Genomic DNA, 20,146 nt, shown 5'->3' with positions numbered 1-20,146 from the left:
AAACCCGCCCGCACGGTGGTCGTGCACGACCTGGCCACCGAGGTGGAGAGTCTGACCACGGTCCGCAACATCACCGTCGACGGCGTGCTCGACGGCGGGACGACGGTGGAGGAGGTAGCCGCGGACGGGCTCGGGGCGGCCGCACCCGTATCCCCGGTCGCGCCGGTCTCGGCCGCCAGCCGGTCCAGGACCGTCGCCGTCCACTCCGCCGCCGGTTCCTCGAAGTCGACGTCGCAGTCGACGCGTTCGTGGAGGCGGGCCGCCCCGAGTTGTTCCAGGCGGATGTCGATGAGCTTCGCCGCCTGGCAGAAGTCGTCGTAGCCGCGGTCGCCGAGGCCGAGGACGGCGTAGCGCACGCTCTCCAGCCGCGGTGCCGTGTCGGACTGGAGGGCCTCCCAGAACAGGCCCGCGTTGTCGGGGAGTTCGCCCTCGCCGTAGGTCGAGGTGACCACCAACACGTGGGACATCGTGGCCAGTTGGTCGGGGGTCACGGCGTCGAGCGCGGTCGCGGTGCCCGCGAGGCCTCGTGCCCGCGCTCCGGCGACCAACTCGTCGGCGAGGAACTCCGCGTTGCCGGTCTGGGTGCCGAACAGCACGTCGATCGTGGCCGTGGGCGCGGAGCCCGACACGCTCTGCTTGCGTCCGGCGGCCGCGATGCCGGCGATGAACCCGGCCAGCCAGGACTCCTGTTGGGCGGAGAACGGTGCGTCGGCCGGGATGAGGGCACCGGTCGGGGGCATGAGGGTCACGCGGTCACCGTCTCGGTCGGGGCCTGCGGGATGTGGGTGTGGCGGGCGGCGATGTCGTCGAGCGCGGCCGTCGCGAGCAGCTCGTCGAAGCGGGCGGCGCGGACCCGGTCGGCGTTCTTCGTGGTCTGGTGGACGATCCAGCCGTAGGTGCCGGGGGCGTCCACGCTCAGGTTGTTGCGCTGACGGAGCGCCCGCTTGTAGTCGTCGAGGCGCTTGCTCGCGATGAGGGTCGCCAACTCGCCGTCGTCGAACCGCTCCAGCGTCCCGCGCAGGTACTTCACCACCCGCTGCTTGACGAAGAAGTCCTCGGTGAGGACGAGGTTGCGGACGGCCTCGGTGACCCGCGGATCGCCCGGGCCGCTCGCGCCCGGCACCCGTTGCAGCGCCAGGTCCTGGGCGACGCCGAGCACCGTGTACGACGACAGGAGGGAGAACATGTCGTCGCTGCCCTGGTCGCCGAACGCCGGGGCACGCCCGCCGAGCACGGTCCGGTGATCGCGGTAATCGACCTTGAACGCACGCAACTTGTCCGTCGCGATCGACGTCGCCAGCTCGTCCAGCAGCTCGCCTCGGGTCGCGGCGGCGAGGATCTCGCCCGCGTCCTGGTAGAGGAGCAGCGACCGGGGCATCCCGCAGTACACGTACTGCCGTTGGGCCTCCCAGTCCTCCAACAGGCTTGCTGCGAGCGGTGAGTTGGTGGACTCGACATGCCAGGTCAGCAGCAGTCGTACGGCCTCCTCGTGGAAGGCGCCGTGCGCGGTGTCGGTGATGGAGAAGACGAGGAGGGAGTCGGCGCTCACCTGGCCGCTCAACTCGCCCGAGGGGTCGTACTGGTAGAGGAAACCGCCGCTCATCCCGTTGCCGAGGCCCTTGCCGAAGCCGCCGAGGTTGAGGACCGTACCGCCGGTCATGTACTCGCAGCCGAAGTCGCCGAGGCCCTCGACGACCGCCGTGGCACCGGAGTTGCGCACGGCGAACCGGTCACCGGCCTCTCCCTGTACGAACGTCCGCCCGCCCGTCGCGCCGAACAGCGCGAAGTTCCCGACGAGGACGTTCCCGCCGCGCTCGGTGCTGCCGCCGCCCGGGGCGCGGACCACGATCCGGCCGCCGCTCTGGCTCTTGCCGACGCCGTCGTTCGCGGTGCCGGTGTGTTCCAGGGTGATGCCGTCGTTGCAGAAGACGCCGTACGACTGGCCGGCGGAGCCGGTGGTGCGGATGCGGACCGCGTCGTCGACGAGGCGGCGACGGCCCCGGTCGTCGGTGGTGACGGCCGGGATGTCCATACCCGGTTGGTAGTTGAGTTCGTGGTTGAGGAGGCGTTCGACGTCGATGGAGAGCTGGCCGCCCACCGACTTGTCGCTGTTGCGGAGGTGGATGTCCTCGACGAGGAGGGCCGGTTCGCGCCGGTCGACGAGTGCGGCGCGGACGCGTTCGATGAGGGCGTCGTCGGTGGTGAAGTCCTTCTCCAGGTACTCCGGTTCGGCTACGACCTTCTCCGGCACGCGGGCCAGCAGGCGCCGTACGTCGAGGCGGCCCACGCTCGCCGGGTGGTCGAGGAGCTGGAGCAGGTCCGTGCGGCCCCGGGCCTCGCGCAGGGAGCGCAGGCCGAGACGGGCGAGGATCTGGCGGACGTCGTGCGCGATGTTGAGGAGGTACTGCGCGAGGGCGCGCGGATCGCCCTCGAACGCCTCGGAGTTGGTGGTGAGCCCGGCCGGGCACTTCACGTTGCAGTTCTTCGCCATGACGCAGCCGAGCATCATGAGTGCCGTCGTACCGAACTCGAAGCTGTCGCCGCCGAGGAGCGCGGACGTGACGACGTCGCTGCCTGTCTGGTGTGCTCCGGAGCAGCGCAGGACCACCTTCTGCCGCAACCCGTTGGCCACCAGGGCCTGGTGGACCTCGGCGACTCCGATCTCGGCCGAACGGCCCGCGTACTTGAGGCTGGTGACGGCCGCCGCGCCCGTACCGCCGGTGTTTCCGGCGACGTTGATGACGTCCGCGCCCGCCTTCGCGACGCCGACCGCGATCGTGCCGATGCCCTCCGAGGACACGAGCTTCACGATCACCCGGACCCGCGCGGCCTTGCAGTCGTGGATGAGCTGGGCCAAGTCCTCGATGGAGTACGTGTCGTGGTGCGGGGGAGGGGAGATGAGTTCGATGCCGGGGGTGCCGCCGCGGGCCGCCGCGATGTCGACGGTGACCTTCGGCGCGGGCAACTGGCCGCCCTCGCCCGGCTTCGCGCCCTGCCCGATCTTGATCTCCAGCTCCTGGAGCATCGGGTCGGCGAGATACCCCGCCCAGATCCCGAAGCGTCCCGACGCGAACTGCTTGATCCGGGAGCCCCGGATCGTGCCGTAGCGGGAGCGGTGTTCGCCGCCCTCACCGCTGTTGGACATCGCGCCCACCATGTTGGTGCCGTGCGCGACGGCCTCGTGCGCGGTCGCGACGAGCGCGCCGTGGCTCATCGCGCCGGAGGCGAGGGCGCGGGTGATCTCGTGCGCCGGTTGCACGTCGGGGAGTTGGAGGCTGTCGGGGGCGTTGCGGAGGAGGGCGAGGAGGCGGGCGGCGGTTCCGGTGGCGGTGACCGTGACTCCGTCGGCGTCCGCGGGGAGAGTCGTCTCGACCTCGCCGGGGTGCGCGAGGGCGAGGCCTTCGGCGAGGGCGGTGTGCAACTCGGTTCCGGCGGAGGCGAGTTGGAGGCGGACGGTCACCGTGTCCGTGCCCGCCGTCCGCTCCGTGACGGTCGCGACGACGCCCCTGACCGTCACGCTCGCGTTGCCGTCCGTCGAGAACCGGCCCAGCTCACGGGCGAAGTCCTCCGCCGTACGCAGACCGGTGACGTCGGCCGGCAGTGCGAGCACGTCCCGCAGTGCGGACGGGCGGCGCGACCGTTCCTCGTGGGTGGTCCGCAGGAAGGCGCGGTACCCGGGCGTGATCCGGAACGCGTCGATCTCGGCGTCGCTGAGCGCGTCGTAGCCGGTGTCGCGGTAGGCGGCGTCGGTGATGCCGAAGGCGTCGTCGAGCTGGCCGAGGGTGAGGAGGCGGAGGCCTTCCGGGTCGCTCTCGCGCCCGAACTCCGGTCGTTCTTCGGCCATGTCACCGAAGCCGCGCACGGCGGAGACACCGAACGAGTGCCCGGCGCCGTCCGAGCGTTCCTTGAACAGGCCCAGCAGCGGGACCTGTTGCTCGGTCTCGACGGCGCGGGCCCGCTCGTGCCACTCGGTCGCGGCCTGCGCGATCCGCGCGAACCCGACCCCGCCGACCGGCGCCTCCATGTGCGGGAAGGCCCGCGCGAAGACGTCGTCGCGGGTGTCGAGATAGTTCGGCTCGAAGAACGCGCCGCCGATGTAACTCTCCGCGGTGCACAGCCCGACCCGCCCCATGGTCTTGGCGAGCGCCTTCTCGGCGGCCTTGCGGAACCGCGCCAACGCCCGGTCGGTCTCGGTGACTTCGCCTGCGGGCGCCGGTGCGCTCGGGTGCTTCTCCTCGGCGCGCAGCCGGGCGCTGAGGCTGTAGACGGCGGAGGCGCCGAAGCCCAGCGCGGTGGCGACATGGTGCGAGGACGGCAACTGGCCGCTCTCCGCCACGATCGAGACGCGCAGCCGCAGCCCGGTCTCGATGAGCCGCTGGTTCACGGCGGCGACGGCGAGGACGACGGGCAGCGGAGCGCGCGTGGACGAGATCGCCCGGTCGGTGAGGACGGCGATGCCGCCCTGCCCGGCCGCGAACCGCTCGACTCCGTCGCAGAGTTGGCCGAGCGCGGCCCGCAACGAGTCGGCGTTGGCGGACTCGTCCCCGACCACCGGGTCGTAGAGCATGTCGAACCGTTCCAGCGGAACGATCCGCTGGTCCCGTAGCCGCACCATGTCGAGGTGCCCCAACACGGGGGAGGAGACGACGAGTTGGCGGCCCCCGGCGCTGCCGACACCGCCCGTGCCGTCGGGCTTGGGGCCGAGGGCGACGCGCATGCTCATGCCGTCGGCCTCGCGGATGCTGTCGAGGGGTGGGTTGGTGACCTGGGCGAAGCGCTGCGAGAAGTACTTCGCCATGCCGCCCTCGGTGTCGCTGAGCGCGTTGATGGCGTTGCCGTAGCCCATCGCGGAGATGCGTTCCGACCCGTTGGCGAGCATCGGGTCGAGCATGAACCGGAAGCTCTCCTGGTTCAGCGAGTACGCCACGTACCGTCCGGCGAGGGCGAGATCGCCGTCGTAGCCGAGGGTGGTCGTGCCGCGGTAGTAGTCGGGCGCGGGCAGGTCGTCGAGGTTCACCCGTGCCGCGCCGAGGAGTTGGGAGTACGGGCGGCGGGAGGCGAGGGCGTCGAGGACCTCGCGCGTCCGCATCCGGCGTCCGGTGCGGTGGTCGACGACGAGCATGCCGCCGGCCTCGATCCGCCCGCGGTGCACGACTTCGCCGTCGGGGAAGGCGACTTGACCGGCCTCCGACGCCACCATCAGATACTCGGCGGTCTCGACCGTACGCAACGGCCGCAGCCCGAGCCGGTCGAGGCGGGCGCCGATGACGTCGCCGTCGCTGAAGATGACGGCGGCCGGACCGTCGTTCTTCTCCTCGTAGAGGGAGAAGTACTCGAGCATGTCCCGTACGGCGTCCGGCAGGGTGCGGTCGTTCTCCCAGGCGGGCGGCATGAGCGACACGACGGCCTCGACGAGGTCCAGGCCGTCGTCGGACACCCGGCTCTGGAGGGTCTGGTCGAGCCGGCTGGAGTCGGACTGCCCGGGCGGCCGCACGATGCTCCGGGTCCGGGCGCGGGCGAGGGCCTCGTCGCTCAGCCGGTTCTTGCGGTCGGTGTTCAGCTCGCCGTTGTGCGCCATGAGGCGGAAGGGCTGCGCCATGGTCGGGTGCGGCTCGGTGTTGGTGGAGAACCGGGTGTGGAAGTACAGCGAGCGGACGGAGTGCCGCGGGTCGAGCAGATCGCGGAAGTAGCCAACGATCTCACCGGAGTTGAGGCGCCCCTTGAGTACCTGCGTGCGGGCGCTGAGCGACAGCGGGTACAACCCGGCGTAGGTGTCGTCGGCGTAGGCGACGGCCTCGATCGCGAGCAGTGCGCGGTGGGCGGCGGCGTCGACGTCGGCGCGGGACCAGTCCTCGGGGGCGCGGAACACCCACTGCACGATGGGCAGTTGATGCCGCTCGGCGGCGGGACGGGCGACGCTGTGATCGACGGGTACGTCACGGACGAGCAGCACGTCGAAGCCCTGGTCGGCGATGCTGCGGCCGACGAGGTGCAGGGCGGCTTCGGGACGGTCGGCGTCGGTGGGCATGAAGCAGTTGGCGACACCGAAGTGCCCTGCGCGCAGCGCCTGGCCGGTGATCGCGCTGAAGAACTCCACCGACAGGTCGACGCTCACACCCGCGCCGTCACCGACGCCCTCGGCTGATTTCCCGCCCCGGTGCGGGATGGCGCGGAGGGCCTCGTCGCCCTTGACGACGACGTCGTGGCTCGGCATCCCGTCGAGGCGGGTCAGGAAGCCGACGCCGCAGTCGCTGTGGTCGCGGGCAGGGTCGTACAGACCGAAGGTGGAGTGATTCACGGGCCCGTCCTGTGAGCGGTTCCGGCGGAGGACGGCCAGGCTGCGTCGGTGAAGCGCTTGCCGCGGGCGGACCGGTGGGGCGGTCGGGCCCTGAGTGGTGCGAAGGACTACGGTAAGGGTTACCTAACTTCCAGGGCAAGTGTGTGCCTGGTGCGGCCGTGGCGTGAGTCTCACCTGGTCGGCGGCGACCCGGAGCGGTTCTGCGGTCGCGGGGTTCCACAGCACGACCTGGCCGTCGGCGACGCCGAACGAGATGTACGGCTCTCCGGCCTTCAACGTCCCGCCCTTCTCGGTCAGTTCACCCTTGGGCACAGTGGGAGTGACGCACGTCCACTCCGGGCTGATGCCGAAGTACGGAGGAGGGTCTGTGTCCCGGACGGCCGCCTGCTTCAGTTTGTCGGCCGCTGCCGCCGGTGAGTGCAGGGCTGCCGCCGCGGTCAAGACCAGGGCCACGACGACACTGAACGTCGCCATCGTCGCGCCGGTGATGCTGCGCGGGCGGATCAAGTGGAAGTAGCGCATGATGCCCCAGCCGGCCGCGATGAACAGGACGGCTCCGAGGGACGGCCAGAGAAGCTTCATGGCGGCGCCCAGTCGCCAGATGCCGCTGACGCTTGTCTCGGCGGGGGTCAGGGAGAGTTCGTCGGCATAGAGGTCGTCCAGGAATCGGCTGGTGAGGGGGAGTGCCGCGACGGCCAGGGTGGCGATCAACGGCAGGACACCGGCGATCAGCAGCTGCCACTTCCAGCGGCGGCCGAGCAGGACCAGACCGACCGCGTAGTAGACGACACCTGCTGTCGCCAGGGTCTGCGCGGCCGTGAGAGGAGGTCCTGGTTTGCCCACGGCGACGAACACAGCCGTTGCGTTCATCGCGAGGACGGTCAACGCGGAGCGGAGACGGGTGCGCGCCAGAGGCAGTGTGATCGCTGTCCATCCCGCGAGACATGTGGCCAGGACGGCCGCCGACCAGCAGATCGCGACTCCCACGGGAGCCGCGTCGTGGGCCAGGGTGACGAAGACGAGCGTGGCGAACAACGGCCCCATGATGAACACCAAGGCCCGGTTGAGGGCGTCTTCTCCGTACTGCACGGTGCCCGGGCGGCCACGTCCGTCGAGCGGCCGAAGGTCCACGTCACCGGACGCGGTCATCTCGCGGACCAGATCGACGACAGCGGCGGACCGATTGCCGTGCACCCTCGGCCCGACGTCGAACAGACCGGTCCGGACAGCCGAGTTGTAGAGGAGTCGGCGCAGCCACCACACGGGTTTCGACCAACTCGGCGCGTGCGGTGGCATGGTGACCCACGATCGCGCTTCCGTCGCATGCGACTGCCACCCCGGCTGTATCGTCCGGTCGGATTCCTCGCGCCGGAGCACACGGTCGTAGACGACGACCCGCGTCGCGCGGCGTACGGCGGCCACGGACCAGGATGCTTCAAGCTCCGCACGCCAGGGTGAACCGGTGACCGGGACGTCGACCCAGAGGAAGCGGGAGTCCGCCGGATCGGACTCGAATGCCCGCCGGGCTGTCCGGCGTTCCTTCGCCGACGGCGTCCGGAAGGACCACGCCGCCTCGCGGAAGTGCTGCTCGACCCGCTCCCACTTGGCCGGACCTCCCTGGATCTCGACCAATGTGACCACGATGCAGTCGGGACTCGCCGAGGTCATCAACACCCTTTCTGCCGTGCGGTGTTCGGGGGGCGGTGCAGGGGATGCGCCGGACGATGCGGACCTGCTTGTCGAGATCGTCCTTCATCACCCTGCACCACGCCACTGACATCGGACACGCGGGTGTGTTGCAGTCGGCCTGTCGTGGCCGGCGTGTGAGCTAAAGCAGTGCCTCGGGACGGATCGGCAGGTCCTTCAGGCGTTTGCCCGTCGCGTTGAACACCGCGTTGCCGATGGCGGGCGCCACCCCGACGATGGTGATCTCGCCGAGGCCCTTCACACCGATCGGATCGGCCTGCGGGTCCTCGGTGTTGATGAACGCGGCGTCGAGATCCGTGATGTCCGCGTTCACCGGCACGAGATAGTCGGCGAGGCTCGCGTTGACGATACGGCCGTCGCGGTGGTCGGTGACGGTGCCTTCGAGGAGGGCCATCCCGATGCCGCCGACCATGCCGCCGATGGCCTGGCTGTGGGCGAGTTTGGGGCTGATCACCCGCCCCACGTCGTACGCCGCGAAGATCCGCCGTACGCGGACGAGGCCCAGCAGGGGATCGACGGAGACCTCGGCGAAGACGGCTCCGTAGCCGTAGGTGGAGATCTTCGAATCGGCGTCGCCCGGGCCCCAGTTGCCGGTGATGTCGAGGCTCGGCAGACCGGCGCGGCGCAGGATCTCCTGGTAGCTGTCCCGGGCGCCGGGGGCCTCCAGCCGGCCGTCGCGCACCTGTACGTCCGCCGGATTCGCGCCGTGCAACGGGGAGTTCGGGTCCGCCACCGCCCTGCGGACGAATTCCGTCCTCAGCGCGTTGCAGGTGGTGTGCGCGGCCGAGCCCACGCTCGCCATGGTGGTGGCCGCCGCGTGTAGGGGCGCGGTGGGGTAGCTGGAGTCGCCCAGCCTGAAGGTGACCGCCGAGGCGGGCAGCCCCAGGGCGTCCGCGGCGACCTGCATGACCGAGGTGGTGGTGCCGGGGCCCATGTCCGCGGAGGCCGCGAAGACTTCGGCGGTGCCGTCGGCGTGGATCCGGGCCCGTGCGCTGCAATCGCGCCGGTTGTTGTGGTAGCTGGCGGTGGCCATCCCCATGCCGATGAGGAGGTCGCCGTCCGTGCGCGAGCCCGGCTTGGCGTTCCGCCGGGACCAGCCGAAGCGGCGCGCGCCGGTCTCGTAGCACTCGCGCAACTTCCGGGTGGAGAAGGGGAGTTGGTTGACCTCGTCCTGGGTCGGCTCGTTGCGCAGCCTCAACTCGACGGGATCCACGGCCAGTTCGTGCGCGAGCTGGTCCATCGCGGTTTCCAGGGCGAAGTTGCCGAGCACCACGCCCGGGCCCCGCATGGAGCACGGGGACTGGACGTCGACGGGCGTGACCCGGTACGCGGTACGGGTGTTGGGGACGCCGTAGAGGAACTGCGGCAGGTCGGTCAGGCCGTCCGTGTAGGACTGGTAGCGCGCGTTCTCGATACGGACGTCGTAGGTGAGTGCGCTGACGCGCCCGGCCGTGCTGCTGCCGAGGGCGATCCGGTGCCGGCTGGCAGGCCGGAACCCGGTGCCGTAGAAGAACTGACGCCTGGTCAGCACCACCTTGACGGGCTTGCCGACCTCGCGCGCGGCGAACGCGGCCAGCATCACGTGGTCGTAGGTCTGGATCGCGCTGCCGAACCCGCCGCCCAGGAACTCGTTGTGCACGCGGACGTCGCCGACGGCGATGCCGAGCGCGCCGGCCACCGTGCGCGCGGCGCCCTGTGACCACTGGGACTTGTCCCAGAGCGTCAGCCGTCCGTCCTGCCACCGGGCGATGGTCGAGGGCAGTTCGATGGGGTTGTGGTTCTCGCGGGCGCTGGTGAGTTCCAGGTCCACCTTCACCTGCGCCGAGGCCAGTGCGCCCGCCGGGTCGCCGCGGCTGTAGTCGGGCTCGTCGGCGGGTGTCTGCGAGGGGATGCCGGCGGCGTCCAAGTCGGTTACCGCGTCCTGCCGTTCGTACGTCGCCTCGACCAGCGAGGCGCCGTGGGTCGCCGCCTCCAGGGTCTCCGCGACGACGACCGCGATGGGCTGGCCGTAGAAGGCGATCCGATCGACGGGGTGGGCGAGTCGCAGGCTGCCGAAGTCGGTCAGGACGTGCAGGACGCCCGGGTGGCCGAGCGCCGCGTCCACCGCGATCCGGCTCACCGTGCCGCGCGCCACGGTGCAGTTGACGAGCACGCCGTACAACAGGCCTTCGACGCGGTGCTCGGCCGAGTAGGTGGCCGTGCCGGTCACCTTGCGGCGGGCGTCGACGCGGGAGAGCCGCTGCCCGACGACGGTCGTCGCCATCACTGTCCTCCGATCGTCATGAGCTGGCGGCGCACGGTCCGTTCGACCAGCTTCACCTTGAAGGCGTTCTCGGACAGCGGTACGGCGCCCTCGGCCGCGAGGGCCGCGGCATCCGTCCACGTCCGGCGCCCCGGCCGCCTCCCGACGAGCGCCTCCTCCACCTTGGGCAGCCGCCACGGCACGGTCCCCACACCGCCCACGGCCACCCTGGCGCCCCGCACCACGCCGCCCCCGATGTCCAGCGCCACCGCCGCCGACGCGAGGGCGAACTCGTACGACTGCCGGTCGCGGACCTTCAGATAGCCCGAGCGGCGCGTGTGCGCTCCGGCGGGGACGGTGACGGAGGTGATGAGTTCGCCCGACCGCAGCGAGTGCTCCTTCTGGGGCGTGTCCCCGGGGCGGAGGAAGAAGTCCTGGACCGGGATGGAGCGGGTGCCGTCGAGGCCCCGTACCTGGATCACGGCGTCCAGCGCCACGAGAGCAACTGCCAGGTCGGAGGGGTGAGTTGCCACGCAGTGGGTGCTCGTCCCCAGGATCGCCTGCATACGGTTGTCACCCTCCCGGGCATCGCAACCCGAGCCCGGGTCACGGCGGTTGCACGCGGAGTGGACGTCCCGGAAGTACGGACAGCGGGGCCGCTGCATGATGTTGCCCCCGATGGAGGCCATGTTGCGCAGCTGGGCCGAGGCGCCCAGTTCGAGGGCCTGCGAGAGGACGGGGTACGTGGCGCGCGCCTCCGGATGCGCGGCGAGCTCGCTCATCCGCACCAGGGAACCGACGTGCAGCCCTTGCCGGTTGGCGGTGATGTCCTTGTACGGCAGCGCGTTGATGTCGACCACGTGCGCGGGGCGCTCGACGGTCTCCCGCATGAGGTCGACCAGGGTGGTCCCGCCGGCGATGTAACGGCCGTTGCCGGCACCGGCGTTGAGCGCGGCGGTGACGGTGGACACTCGACTGAAGGCGAAGGGATGCACGCGCTCATACCTCCTTGGCCGTCTGCTCGATCGCGGAGACGATGTTCGTGTACGCCCCGCACCGGCACAGGTTGCCGCTCATCCATTCGCGGATCTCCTCCCGGGAGCCGGTGTGGCCCTCGGCGATACAGGCGACGCCCGACATGAGCTGCCCCGGCGTGCAGTAGCCGCACTGAAGGCCGTCGTGGTCGATGAACGCCTGTTGTAGCGGATGCAGTTGATCGCCCCGGCCTCGGGCGAGTCCTTCGATCGTGGTGACGTGCGCGTCCTGGGCCATCACGGCGAGGACGAGACAGGAGTTCACCCTCCGGTCGTCCACGAGCACCGTGCAGGCTCCGCAGGCGCCCTGGTCGCAGCCCTTCTTCGTGCCGGGGAGGTCCAGGTGCTCGCGGAGGAGGTCGAGGAGTGAGGTGCGGTTGTCGACCTGGGCGGTGCGCTGCTCGCCGTTGACCGTCAGACGGACGGTGGAGAGCCGGTCGGCCGGCGCGGGGGCGGATGGGGATGCGGGCAGGCGATCCGAGGTCAGCAGGGGGAGGCCGGCGACCGCTGTCGACGCCGCGACGAAGGTTCGTCGTTTGAGCGTGGTTGCCTCGTCGAACGTTTCCGACATGTGCGATGCACCCTCTCCGTCGAACACGGGGCATATGATGACACCTGGTGTCATCGTAACAGTGATGACACCAGGTGTCATGGGTGACGGGAGCGGCAAGGAGAGGCACGGCTGTCGCTTTATCTGTGGTTCTAGCTAGCTGTGGTTCTAGCTGTGGCTTACGGCGCGAGCGGGGCCGCGACCGCCGCCCTGAGTTCCTCCACGGATTCACGCAGCAGGGCGTGCAGGTCCTGTGTCTCCGGACCCTCGATCCAGGATTCGCGCGCGGCCCTCCACGCGGCGGCACCCGCGGCGGCGGTCAGGAAGGCGGTCCGCGGCGCGACACCGCGCTCGCCCAACGCCTCGGTCACGGCCGTGCTGGTCGCGGCGAACTTGGTCAGCTCTCGTTCCCGGAGCTCCGGGTTGGCCACGATGACGGCTCGGCGCCGCCGGGCCTGCGCATGCCCCGTGTTCACCATGTCCACGGCGGCGCCGTACCCCTCCAGGACGACGGCGAGGGGCGAGAGGTCGGCCGGCGCGGCGGCCATGGCGTCGACGATCACCTGGTGGATCCGGGCCGAGAGCGGGAACAGCACCTCGCGTTTGTCGGGGAAGTGGCGGAAGAACGTCCGCTTCGTCAGACCGGCCCGCTCGGCGATCTCGGCGACCGTGGTGTCCTCGAAGCCGCGCTCCTCGTACAGCTCGAGCGCGGCCCGCGACAGTCGGCCCGCTGCGTCCGGCATCCATCGACCCATGTCACTCATCCTAGTGATGCCACTCAATGTCATCGGATATACGGCGATGGCGGCTCGGGCATGAGGCTCCGCAGTGGGGCGACCTCCTCGTCCATGGCGTCGAACACCGCGGAGACCTGGTGAGCTTCGATGGCCTCCCCGGACGCACGATCGATCTGTCGTCAGTGTGAGAGGGCTGTGCGGGCCGGTGCAGCGAAACCACTCACCTGATCACCACCGTTCTTTCCAGGCCGGTAAAGGGTTACCGTCGGCAGGCCCAGTGATCACAATCGCCATGAAGCTGATCTGGGCCTGTACGACGTCGCGGGACTCACGCTGGGCCGATCGCCGCGAAGAACCGTTCCAGGCGCGGTTCCCCGGAGTTGTCGAAGACGTCCTCGGGCGGACCCTGGACCAGGACGCGGCCCTGGTCCATGAAGACCACCCAGTCCGCGACCTCCCGCGCGAAGCGCATCTCGTGGGTGACGACGACCATCGTCGTGCCGTCGGCGGCGAGTTCGCTCATCACCGAGAGGACCTCGCCGACGAGTTCGGGGTCGAGGGCCGAGGTCGGTTCGTCGAAGAGGAGGACGCTGGGGTCCATCGCCAACGCGCGGGCGATGGCGACCCGTTGCTGCTGGCCCCCGGAGAGCTGGTGGGGGTACTTGTGCGCGTGGGCGTCCATGCCGACCTTGCGGAGCAGTTCCCGTGCCCGGCTCTCAGCGGCCAACCGGCCCTCGTGGAGCCGCTGTTGGAGTGGGGCGAGGGTGATGTTCTGGAGGGCGGTCCGGTGCGGGAAGAGGTTGAAGCGCTGGAAGACCATGCCCACGCGACGGCGCTGGGCGGCGAGTTCGCGGTCCCGGCCGCCCATCGGCCTGCCGTCGATCTCCACGCTGCCGGAGTCGGGCTGCTCAAGGTGGTTGAGGGTGCGGACGAGGGTCGTCTTGCCCGAGCCGGAGGGGCCGATGACGGCCACCACCTCGCCGCGGTGCACATCGAGGTCCACGCCGTTCAGGACGGACACCGGGCCGAAGGACTTCCGCAGGCCCCGGGCGCGTACGACCGCCTCGCCCTCGTGCGGAGTACGGGGCCGGGTCCGGGCTGGTGTGGCCAGGACCCCGCCGCCCTCCGGGACGGTGGCGCCAACTGCCGTTTTCGTACGGCGTTTGCGCACGTCCAGGCGGCGTTCGAGCAGCGCCCTGAGCCGGTCGAAGAGGGTGACGAGCAGGACGTAGTAGACCGCCACGGCCAGCAGGGTCTCCAGGACCAGGAAGTTCTGGGTGTAGAGGCGCTGGCCGACCAGCAGGAGTTCGGCGAGCGAGATGGAGCTGACCAGGGAGGTCAGTTTGAGGATGCTGATGAACTCGTTGCCCAGCGCGGGGAGGGCGACGCGGAACGCCTGCGGCACCACCACATGGCGTTGGACTCCCGCGTAGGGGATGCCCAGCGCCTGCGCGGCCTCGCCCTGGTCCTTGCCCACGGCGAGCAGGCCGCCGCGGTGGATCTCGGCGATGTACGCGGTCTCGCTGAGGACGAGCGCGACCAGGCCGGCGGCGAAGGGGCTGGAGAGCAGGGGCCTCAAGTCGGGGAAGATCTGGGGGGAGTTGTAGACGAAGATCAGCAGGACCAGCAGCGGCAGGCTGCGGAAGAACCAGACGTACCCGGCTGCGATCAGCCGTAGCGGACGTAGGCGGGACTGCTGGGCGAGGGCCACCAGGAGGCCCAGTGCCGTGGAGATCACCCAGGCGGAGACGGCCAGTTCGACGACGAGCAGGGCTGCCCGCCACAGGTCGGCGTCCGCGAACAGACCGAGCGTGTAACTCCAGTCGAAGCTGCCCATCGTCCGTCAACTCCCCTGAGCCTGGCCGAGGTTGTACTTCTTCAGCAGCTCGGCGTAGGTGCCGTCCTTCTTGAGCTCGGCCAGTGCTGTGGTGAGGGTCTTCTTCAGGGCGGTGTCGCCGCGTTTGACCGCGAGGCCCGACTGGACCGGGTAGATCAGGGACTTGGAGGAGATGGTGAGCCGGCCGTTCGTCTTGTCGGCGGCCGCCTTGGCCACGGCGCCGTCGGTTACCTGGGCGTCGACCTGGCCGGACAGCAGCGCCTGGGTGCCTTCGGGATCGGTGCCGAACTCCCTTACGTCCACGGCCTTTTCACCCTTGTCCTCGCACTGGGTGCTCGCCTCGCCGCGCAGCTTCTCGACGATCTGGCCGCCCTTGATCACCGCGACGGACTTCCCGCACAGGTCGGTGACCACGGTCGGCCGGTAGCCGCCCGAGCTCCGCACCACGATCGAGTTGCCGGTGGTGAAGTACGGGATGAAGTCGACCTGCTTCTCGCGCGCGTCGGTGATGTACAGGTCGGACGCGATCACGTCGAAGTGCCCCGTCCCGAGCCCGGCGATGAGCTGCTCGAACCGCGTGTCGACGAACGTCGACCTCAGCCCGGACGCCTTGGCCAGGGCGCGCGAGATGTCCGGGTCGAAGCCCGCCGGGGTCTTGCCGTCCAGATAGGCGTACGGCGGATACGTCAGGTCCGATCCCACGGTCAGGGTGCCGGCGGTCATCGTGCCCGAACCGTCCGCCCCGCCGGCCGAGGAGGAACCGCTCGAACAGCCGGAGAGGGCGAGGAGCAGGCCTGCGGCGCCGAGGGCGGTGGTGGAGCGGAAGAGGGTCACGTGCATGAGGAGGCCTCTCGACCGGGAGACTGAAACGGACAGCAAAACTGTTGAACAATCTGGCTGCTGATGATGGTGACGCCTCGGTGTTTCAGTCAAGTAAAAGGCCGAAATTCCCTGGATGCCGCAGGTGGATCGGGTGAGCCAAGGTGAACCATGCCCCTGTTTTGTTCAACAGATCGTGCGCTAGGGTGGGGGCATGTCGACTCTGAACGGCGCGGCGGCCTCCGCCGGGCGGCCCGTCCTGGTGACCGACGTGCTGCGCGAACGCATCGTCGAGGGTGAGCTGCCACCCGGCACCCCGCTGCGGGACGTGGCGCTCTCCGCCGAGCTGGGGGTGTCCCGCAACACCCTGCGGGAGGCCCTGCGCACCCTGCACGACGAGGGTCTCGTGGTGCAGCAGCTGCACAAGGGCACGGCGGTGAAGACCCTGGCCGCCGAGGACGTGACGGACATCTACCTCGCCCGCCGCACGCTCGAACTCAGCGCCGTCGACGCGAGCCCGCTCGCCCCGGAGCCGTTGCTCGACGCGATGGAGGCCAAGGTCGCCGCCGCCGAACTCGCCGTCGACGCCGAGGCGTGGGACAAGGTCGGCACCGCGTCCCTGCGCTTCCACCAGTCGCTGGTGGCCCTGCTGGGCAGCGCCCGCCTCGACGGCTTCTTCCGGGTGACGATCGCCCAACTCCGCCTGGCCTTCGCGGTGATGGCGGACCAGGGAGCCTTCCAGGCACCGTGGGTCGCCCGCGACCGCGAGATCTGCGACCTGATCCGCGGCGGCCGGCGCATGGACGCCACGGCCGCGCTGCGGCTCTACCTCGACGACTCCGAGCGGACGGTGCTGGCCGCCGTACGCGCCAACTCCCGTACGACCCGCACGACTTCGGCAGCGAAAGGCAAGCGATGACCTCCCGCACAGCGCCCCCCGCGACCGCCGCGACCGCCGCGCCCCCCGCTTTTAAGGCGGCCGCCGCCTACCGGGCCACCCAGGGCGGCGCCCTTGACGTCGACCGCGCCTTCTACGACCGTTTCGCCGGGGTGCGCCACGAACTCGTGGACTCCTTCGAGATCCCGATCCGCTCCGGCCGCGCCTGGACCGTCCCCGAGGGACACTTGTGCCGGATCGTCACCGTCGAGGGCCCCCAGGTCGGCGACCTCAACGTGTGGAACCTGCACGACCCGCGCGAGCGCATGTGGGCCGCTCGCACCCGCCAGTTGCAGCGCGCGCACATCTCCACGTACGACCGGATCTGGTCCACCCTGCCGTTCCTGCGCCCCCTGCTGACGGTCACCGACGACACCCTCTCCAACTACGGCGTGGACGGCGACGGCGGACGCGTCCACGACCTGCTGGGCACCCGCTGCGACCCGTACGTCAACCGCATGCTCACCGGCGAGGACTTCGACTTCCACTGCCACTCGAACCTGGTCCGGGCCGTACTGCCGTACGGGCTAACCGAGTTCGACGTGCACGACGTGCTCAATGTCTTCCAGTGCACCGGTCTCAACGACGACGACCAGTACTTCATGAAGGACTGCCCCGCGCGCGTGGGCGACCACTTCGAGTTCTTCGCCGAGACCGATCTGCTGTGCGCGCTGTCCACCTGCCCCGGCGGCGATCTCTCCGTCCCGCTCTGGGGCCCGGACGCCCGCGACCCCCTGGACGTCTGCCGCCCGCTGGGTGTCGAGGTGTACCGGCCCGACCCCGCGCTGCTGGAGGGCTGGAGCTCGCCGGGGAGGGCCGCGTACCGCAACCTCCACGGCATGCGGCGGCCCGAATTCGTCGATGCCGCCGGCTGAGGCCGGGCGCTACTTCCGTGCTGTGGCGCAGAGTTCGGTGTCGATCAACGCGTTCTGCGCCGCCTCCGTCGACAGATCGGGCGCGCCGTCGCCCGTCGCCTCCAGGACCACGGTCCGGCGGCCGTCCGCGCTGACGCCGTCGCGGGTGGTGTAACCCATCAGGTCGCCGGCGTGGCTGTAGTAGACGCCGCCGCAGGTCAGGGGGATCTCCATCAGGCCCAGGCCGTAGCGGGCGCCGGGCCAGACGGGGTCGAGGGAGGCGGCTCGTACCGTCGTCTTCATCTCGGCGAGCTGCGCCGGGCGCAGGAGCCTGCCGCCCAGGAGCGCGGAGAAGAAGCGGGTGAGGTCGTTGGTCGTGCTGATCATCGCGCCGGCCGATCCGGCGGCGGTCGGGTTGAGTTCGGTGACGTCGATGGTCGGGCCGCTGCCGCCGAAGTCCGAGTAACCGTGCAGGTGTTGGCCCGGGATGCGGGCAGAAGTGTCCGGGGCGGAGGTGTCGCGCAGGCCCAGCGGACGGATGACGCGCCGGGTCACCTCCTGCTGCCAGGTGTGGCCGGTGGCCTTCTGGATGATCATTCCGGCGACGATGTAGTTCGTGTTGGAGTACTCCCACTGGGTGCCGGGCGCGAAGTCCGGGGCGTGCCGCATCGCGATCCCCACCAGCTGCTGCGGGGTCCAGGTGGTGTACCGGTCGGCCTCGAAACCGTCCACCGAGGCGATCGCCGGGAAGTCTGCGGTGTAGTTGAACAGCCCGCTGGTGTGGTTCAGCAACTGCCGTACGGTGATGGCGTTTCCGTCGTTCCCGTTGCCGTCCACCACACCGGGCAGCCAGTGTTCGACGCTGTCGTCCAGCGACACCCTTCCCTCGCCGACCAGTTGGAGCATCACCGTCGCCACGAAGGCCTTGGTGCTGCTCGCGATCCTGAACTTGTCGATGGCGCGGGCCGCCCGTCCCGTGGCGGTGTCCGACACCCCGGTGGTGGCGTACCGCCGCCCCTCCGGACCCGTCGACTGGGCTACGACGGCAACGGTTCCCGTCCGCTGGATCGCGTCCACACTCTGCTGGAGCGTCGTGCTGCGCTGCCGGGACTTCGTGGAGCTCGTGGCGTCCTTCGCGCTCGCGGCGGGCGTCGCCAGGCCGAGGCCGAGTGCGGCCAGTGCGGCTACGGCGGTGAGGTGACGAGTCGTCAACATGGGCTGTCTCCGAGGGGGTTGGTGGTCGGGAACACCGGACTCGCTGTGTGTTCCGGTGTGTTCCGTTGTGTTCACCAACCTAGGGAGACGGCACGCGGTGATCGATCCAGCCCGCGGGCCGGTCCGCCGTACAGCCTGCTGTACCAAGAGCCCCCGGCCGACGGGGAGTTACGCCAGCCGTCGTAGGTCCTCCAAGTAGCGCAGGACGGCCGCCACCCTGCGGTCCACCTGGTCCGTCGGGGACAGGTCGAGCTTGGCGAAGATGCTGCGGATGTGTTTGTGGACGGCGCCGTCGGTGACGACGAGGCGTTCGGCGATGGCGGAGTTGCCCAACCCCTCGGCCATCAGGGCGAGTACGTCCCGTTCGCGGGGGCTGAGCCGGTCGAGGCGGGTGTCCTGGCGGGAGCGGGTGAAGAGCTGGGCGACGACTTCCGGGTCGATGGCGGTGCCGCCGGCCGCCACGCGGTGCAGCGCGTCGAGGAACTCCTCGACCCGGCCCACCCGTTCCTTGAGGAGGTAGCCCAACCCGCTCACCCCGCCGCCGAGCAGCTCCGTGGCGAAGCTCTGCTCGACGTACGCGGACAGCACGAGCACCGCCAGGTCGGGCCGCCGGCGCCGGGCCTCGACCGCGGCGACGATCCCCTCGTCGGTGTGGGTCGGCGGCATCCGTACGTCGAGGATGGCGACGTCCGGCTTGTGCACGTCGATGGCGTCCAGCGCCTCGTCGGGGTTGCCGGCGGTGGCCACGACGTCCAGCCCCTCGGCGCGCAGCAGCAGGGCGAGCCCCTCGCGCAGCAACGGGTCGTCCTCGGCGATCACGATCCGCATGTCAGGCCTCATGTCGTCCCACGTCCCACGCTCCGTAGTTCAGGCTCCGCAATTCAGGCTCCACAGCTCAAGTTCCGCATCGCTGGCTCCCCTTGCTCGTCATGATCCCGGCTCCCCGGCTGCCGGGCTCATCGACCGCAGGGGAGATCCACGGTCAGGACGGTCGGGCCGCCGGGTGGGCTGGTCAGGGTGAGGGCGCCGTCGTGTGCGGCGATACGGCGGCGGATGCCGGTGAGTCCGGAGCCGCCCTCGGCGTCGGCGCCGCCCCGGCCGTCGTCCTCGACGGACAGCACCAGTCGGCCGGCGCTGCCGCGTGCCGTGACGACGGCGTGCGCGGCCCCGCTGTGCTTGGCGATGTTGGTCAGAGCCTCGGCCACGACGAAGTAGGCGGTCGCCTCGACGGAGGCCGCGCAGCGTTCGGGTACGTCCACGTCGATCCGGCACGGCACCGCGCAGTCCGCCGCGAGACCGGAGAGCGCGCCCGCGAGCCCCCGGTCGGCCAGCACCGGCGGCAGGATGCCGCGCGCGACCGTCCGCAGTTCGGCCAGGGCCATCTCGGCGGCGGACTGGGCGCGTTCGAGGAGTTCGTCGGCGCCGGCCGGGTCGCGGGCCACCATGCGGCGGGCCGCGCCGAGCAACACGGCCACGGAGACAAGTCTGTTCTGCGCGCCGTCGTGCAACGACCGCTCGATACGCCGTAGTTCGGTGGCGTGCGCGTCGAGCGCGGCGGCCCGGGTGGCGGTCAACTCCGCGACGCGCAAGGAGAGATCGACGTCGGGGCCGGCCGCGAGGAGGTGCCGTCCAGGGCCCGACTGGAGCCGGGCCATCCCGGGCGCCAGCCCCAGGATGATGGCGATCCAGCCCACGCCGAGCAACGCCACGGCGAGCGCGTCCGGCCAGGTTTGCGCGTTGCCGATGCCGAGCGACGTGGCCGTCGTGTTCGCCGGCATGAACGTCCAGTACAGCGGGAACGCGCTGTCCCGCACGGCACTGATCGGCAACAGGACGCCGAGCAGCCCGAGCAGCAGCCCCAGGGTGGAGTGCCGTACCAGCCACCGCAGTTCGCGGTGGGTGGTGGGGTCGGCGAG

The 20,146-nt window shown here is 70.4% G+C and carries 14 protein-coding genes; 2 read left to right on the top strand and 12 right to left on the bottom strand.

Features of this window, described 5'->3' with window-relative positions:
• The 9 genes from ACNFOC_RS31595 to ACNFOC_RS31555 all read right to left on the bottom strand — a co-directional run.
• On the bottom strand, nt 1–740 hold a 740-nt coding region (locus ACNFOC_RS31595), incomplete at its 3' end, for a flavodoxin domain-containing protein (protein WP_416962472.1).
• Nucleotides 741–745: 5 nt separating this feature from the next.
• Complete coding sequence (locus ACNFOC_RS31590) at nt 746–6,298, bottom strand: glutamate synthase-related protein (protein WP_416962471.1); 5,553 nt, start codon at nt 6,296–6,298, stop codon at nt 746–748.
• Nucleotides 6,299–6,421: 123 nt separating this feature from the next.
• Nucleotides 6,422–7,966 carry a hypothetical protein gene (locus ACNFOC_RS31585; RefSeq protein ID WP_416962470.1) on the bottom strand — a complete coding sequence of 515 codons (1,545 nt, stop codon included), beginning with the start codon at nt 7,964–7,966 and terminating at the stop codon, nt 6,422–6,424.
• Nucleotides 7,967–8,126: 160 nt separating this feature from the next.
• Nucleotides 8,127–10,268: a xanthine dehydrogenase family protein molybdopterin-binding subunit gene (locus ACNFOC_RS31580; RefSeq protein WP_416962469.1), complete on the bottom strand. Its 2,142-nt coding sequence runs from the start codon at nt 10,266–10,268 to the stop codon at nt 8,127–8,129.
• On the bottom strand, nt 10,268–11,242 hold the full coding sequence (locus tag ACNFOC_RS31575; RefSeq protein WP_416962468.1) for an FAD binding domain-containing protein: 975 nt from the start codon (nt 11,240–11,242) through the stop codon (nt 10,268–10,270). The genes ACNFOC_RS31580 and ACNFOC_RS31575 overlap by 1 nt, the downstream gene beginning before the upstream one ends.
• A gap of 4 nt (nt 11,243–11,246) precedes the next feature.
• Complete coding sequence (locus tag ACNFOC_RS31570) at nt 11,247–11,852, bottom strand: (2Fe-2S)-binding protein (RefSeq protein ID WP_416962467.1); 606 nt, start codon at nt 11,850–11,852, stop codon at nt 11,247–11,249.
• 158 nt (nt 11,853–12,010) lie between these two features.
• Nucleotides 12,011–12,586 (bottom strand): TetR family transcriptional regulator, encoded by a 576-nt coding sequence (locus tag ACNFOC_RS31565; RefSeq protein ID WP_416962466.1) that lies wholly within the window; start codon nt 12,584–12,586, stop codon nt 12,011–12,013.
• A gap of 310 nt (nt 12,587–12,896) precedes the next feature.
• Nucleotides 12,897–14,405, bottom strand: a complete 1,509-nt coding sequence (locus ACNFOC_RS31560; protein ID WP_416962465.1) for an amino acid ABC transporter permease/ATP-binding protein — start codon at nt 14,403–14,405, stop codon at nt 12,897–12,899.
• 6 nt (nt 14,406–14,411) lie between these two features.
• Nucleotides 14,412–15,245: an ABC transporter substrate-binding protein gene (locus tag ACNFOC_RS31555; RefSeq protein WP_416962464.1), complete on the bottom strand. Its 834-nt coding sequence runs from the start codon at nt 15,243–15,245 to the stop codon at nt 14,412–14,414.
• Between the two features lie 193 nt (nt 15,246–15,438).
• On the opposite strand from ACNFOC_RS31555, the gene ACNFOC_RS31550 reads away from it, so the two are divergent.
• Entirely contained in the window at nt 15,439–16,143 is a 705-nt protein-coding gene (locus tag ACNFOC_RS31550) for a GntR family transcriptional regulator (RefSeq protein WP_416962463.1), read from the top strand.
• On the top strand, nt 16,140–17,036 hold the full coding sequence (locus tag ACNFOC_RS31545) for an urea carboxylase-associated family protein (RefSeq protein ID WP_416962462.1): 897 nt from the start codon (nt 16,140–16,142) through the stop codon (nt 17,034–17,036). The genes ACNFOC_RS31550 and ACNFOC_RS31545 overlap by 4 nt, the downstream gene beginning before the upstream one ends.
• Before the next feature lie 9 nt (nt 17,037–17,045).
• Here ACNFOC_RS31545 and ACNFOC_RS31540 read toward each other — a convergent pair whose 3' ends face one another.
• From ACNFOC_RS31540 to ACNFOC_RS31530, 3 genes are all read right to left on the bottom strand, one after another.
• Nucleotides 17,046–18,230, bottom strand: coding sequence for a serine hydrolase domain-containing protein (locus tag ACNFOC_RS31540; RefSeq protein ID WP_416962461.1), 1,185 nt, complete (start codon nt 18,228–18,230; stop codon nt 17,046–17,048).
• Nucleotides 18,231–18,398: 168 nt separating this feature from the next.
• Nucleotides 18,399–19,058 carry a response regulator transcription factor gene (locus ACNFOC_RS31535; protein WP_416962460.1) on the bottom strand — a complete coding sequence of 220 codons (660 nt, stop codon included), beginning with the start codon at nt 19,056–19,058 and terminating at the stop codon, nt 18,399–18,401.
• A gap of 128 nt (nt 19,059–19,186) precedes the next feature.
• Nucleotides 19,187–20,146, bottom strand: a 960-nt coding sequence (locus ACNFOC_RS31530; protein ID WP_416962459.1) for a sensor histidine kinase, incomplete at its 5' end; no start/stop codon positions are given.

The organism is Streptomyces colwelliae, assembly GCF_048158785.1.
Classification (GTDB): Bacteria; Actinomycetota; Actinomycetes; order Streptomycetales; family Streptomycetaceae; genus Streptomyces.
The sequence above is the reverse complement of the archived record's forward strand: the minus strand, read 5'-3'. Positions and strand labels throughout refer to the sequence as shown.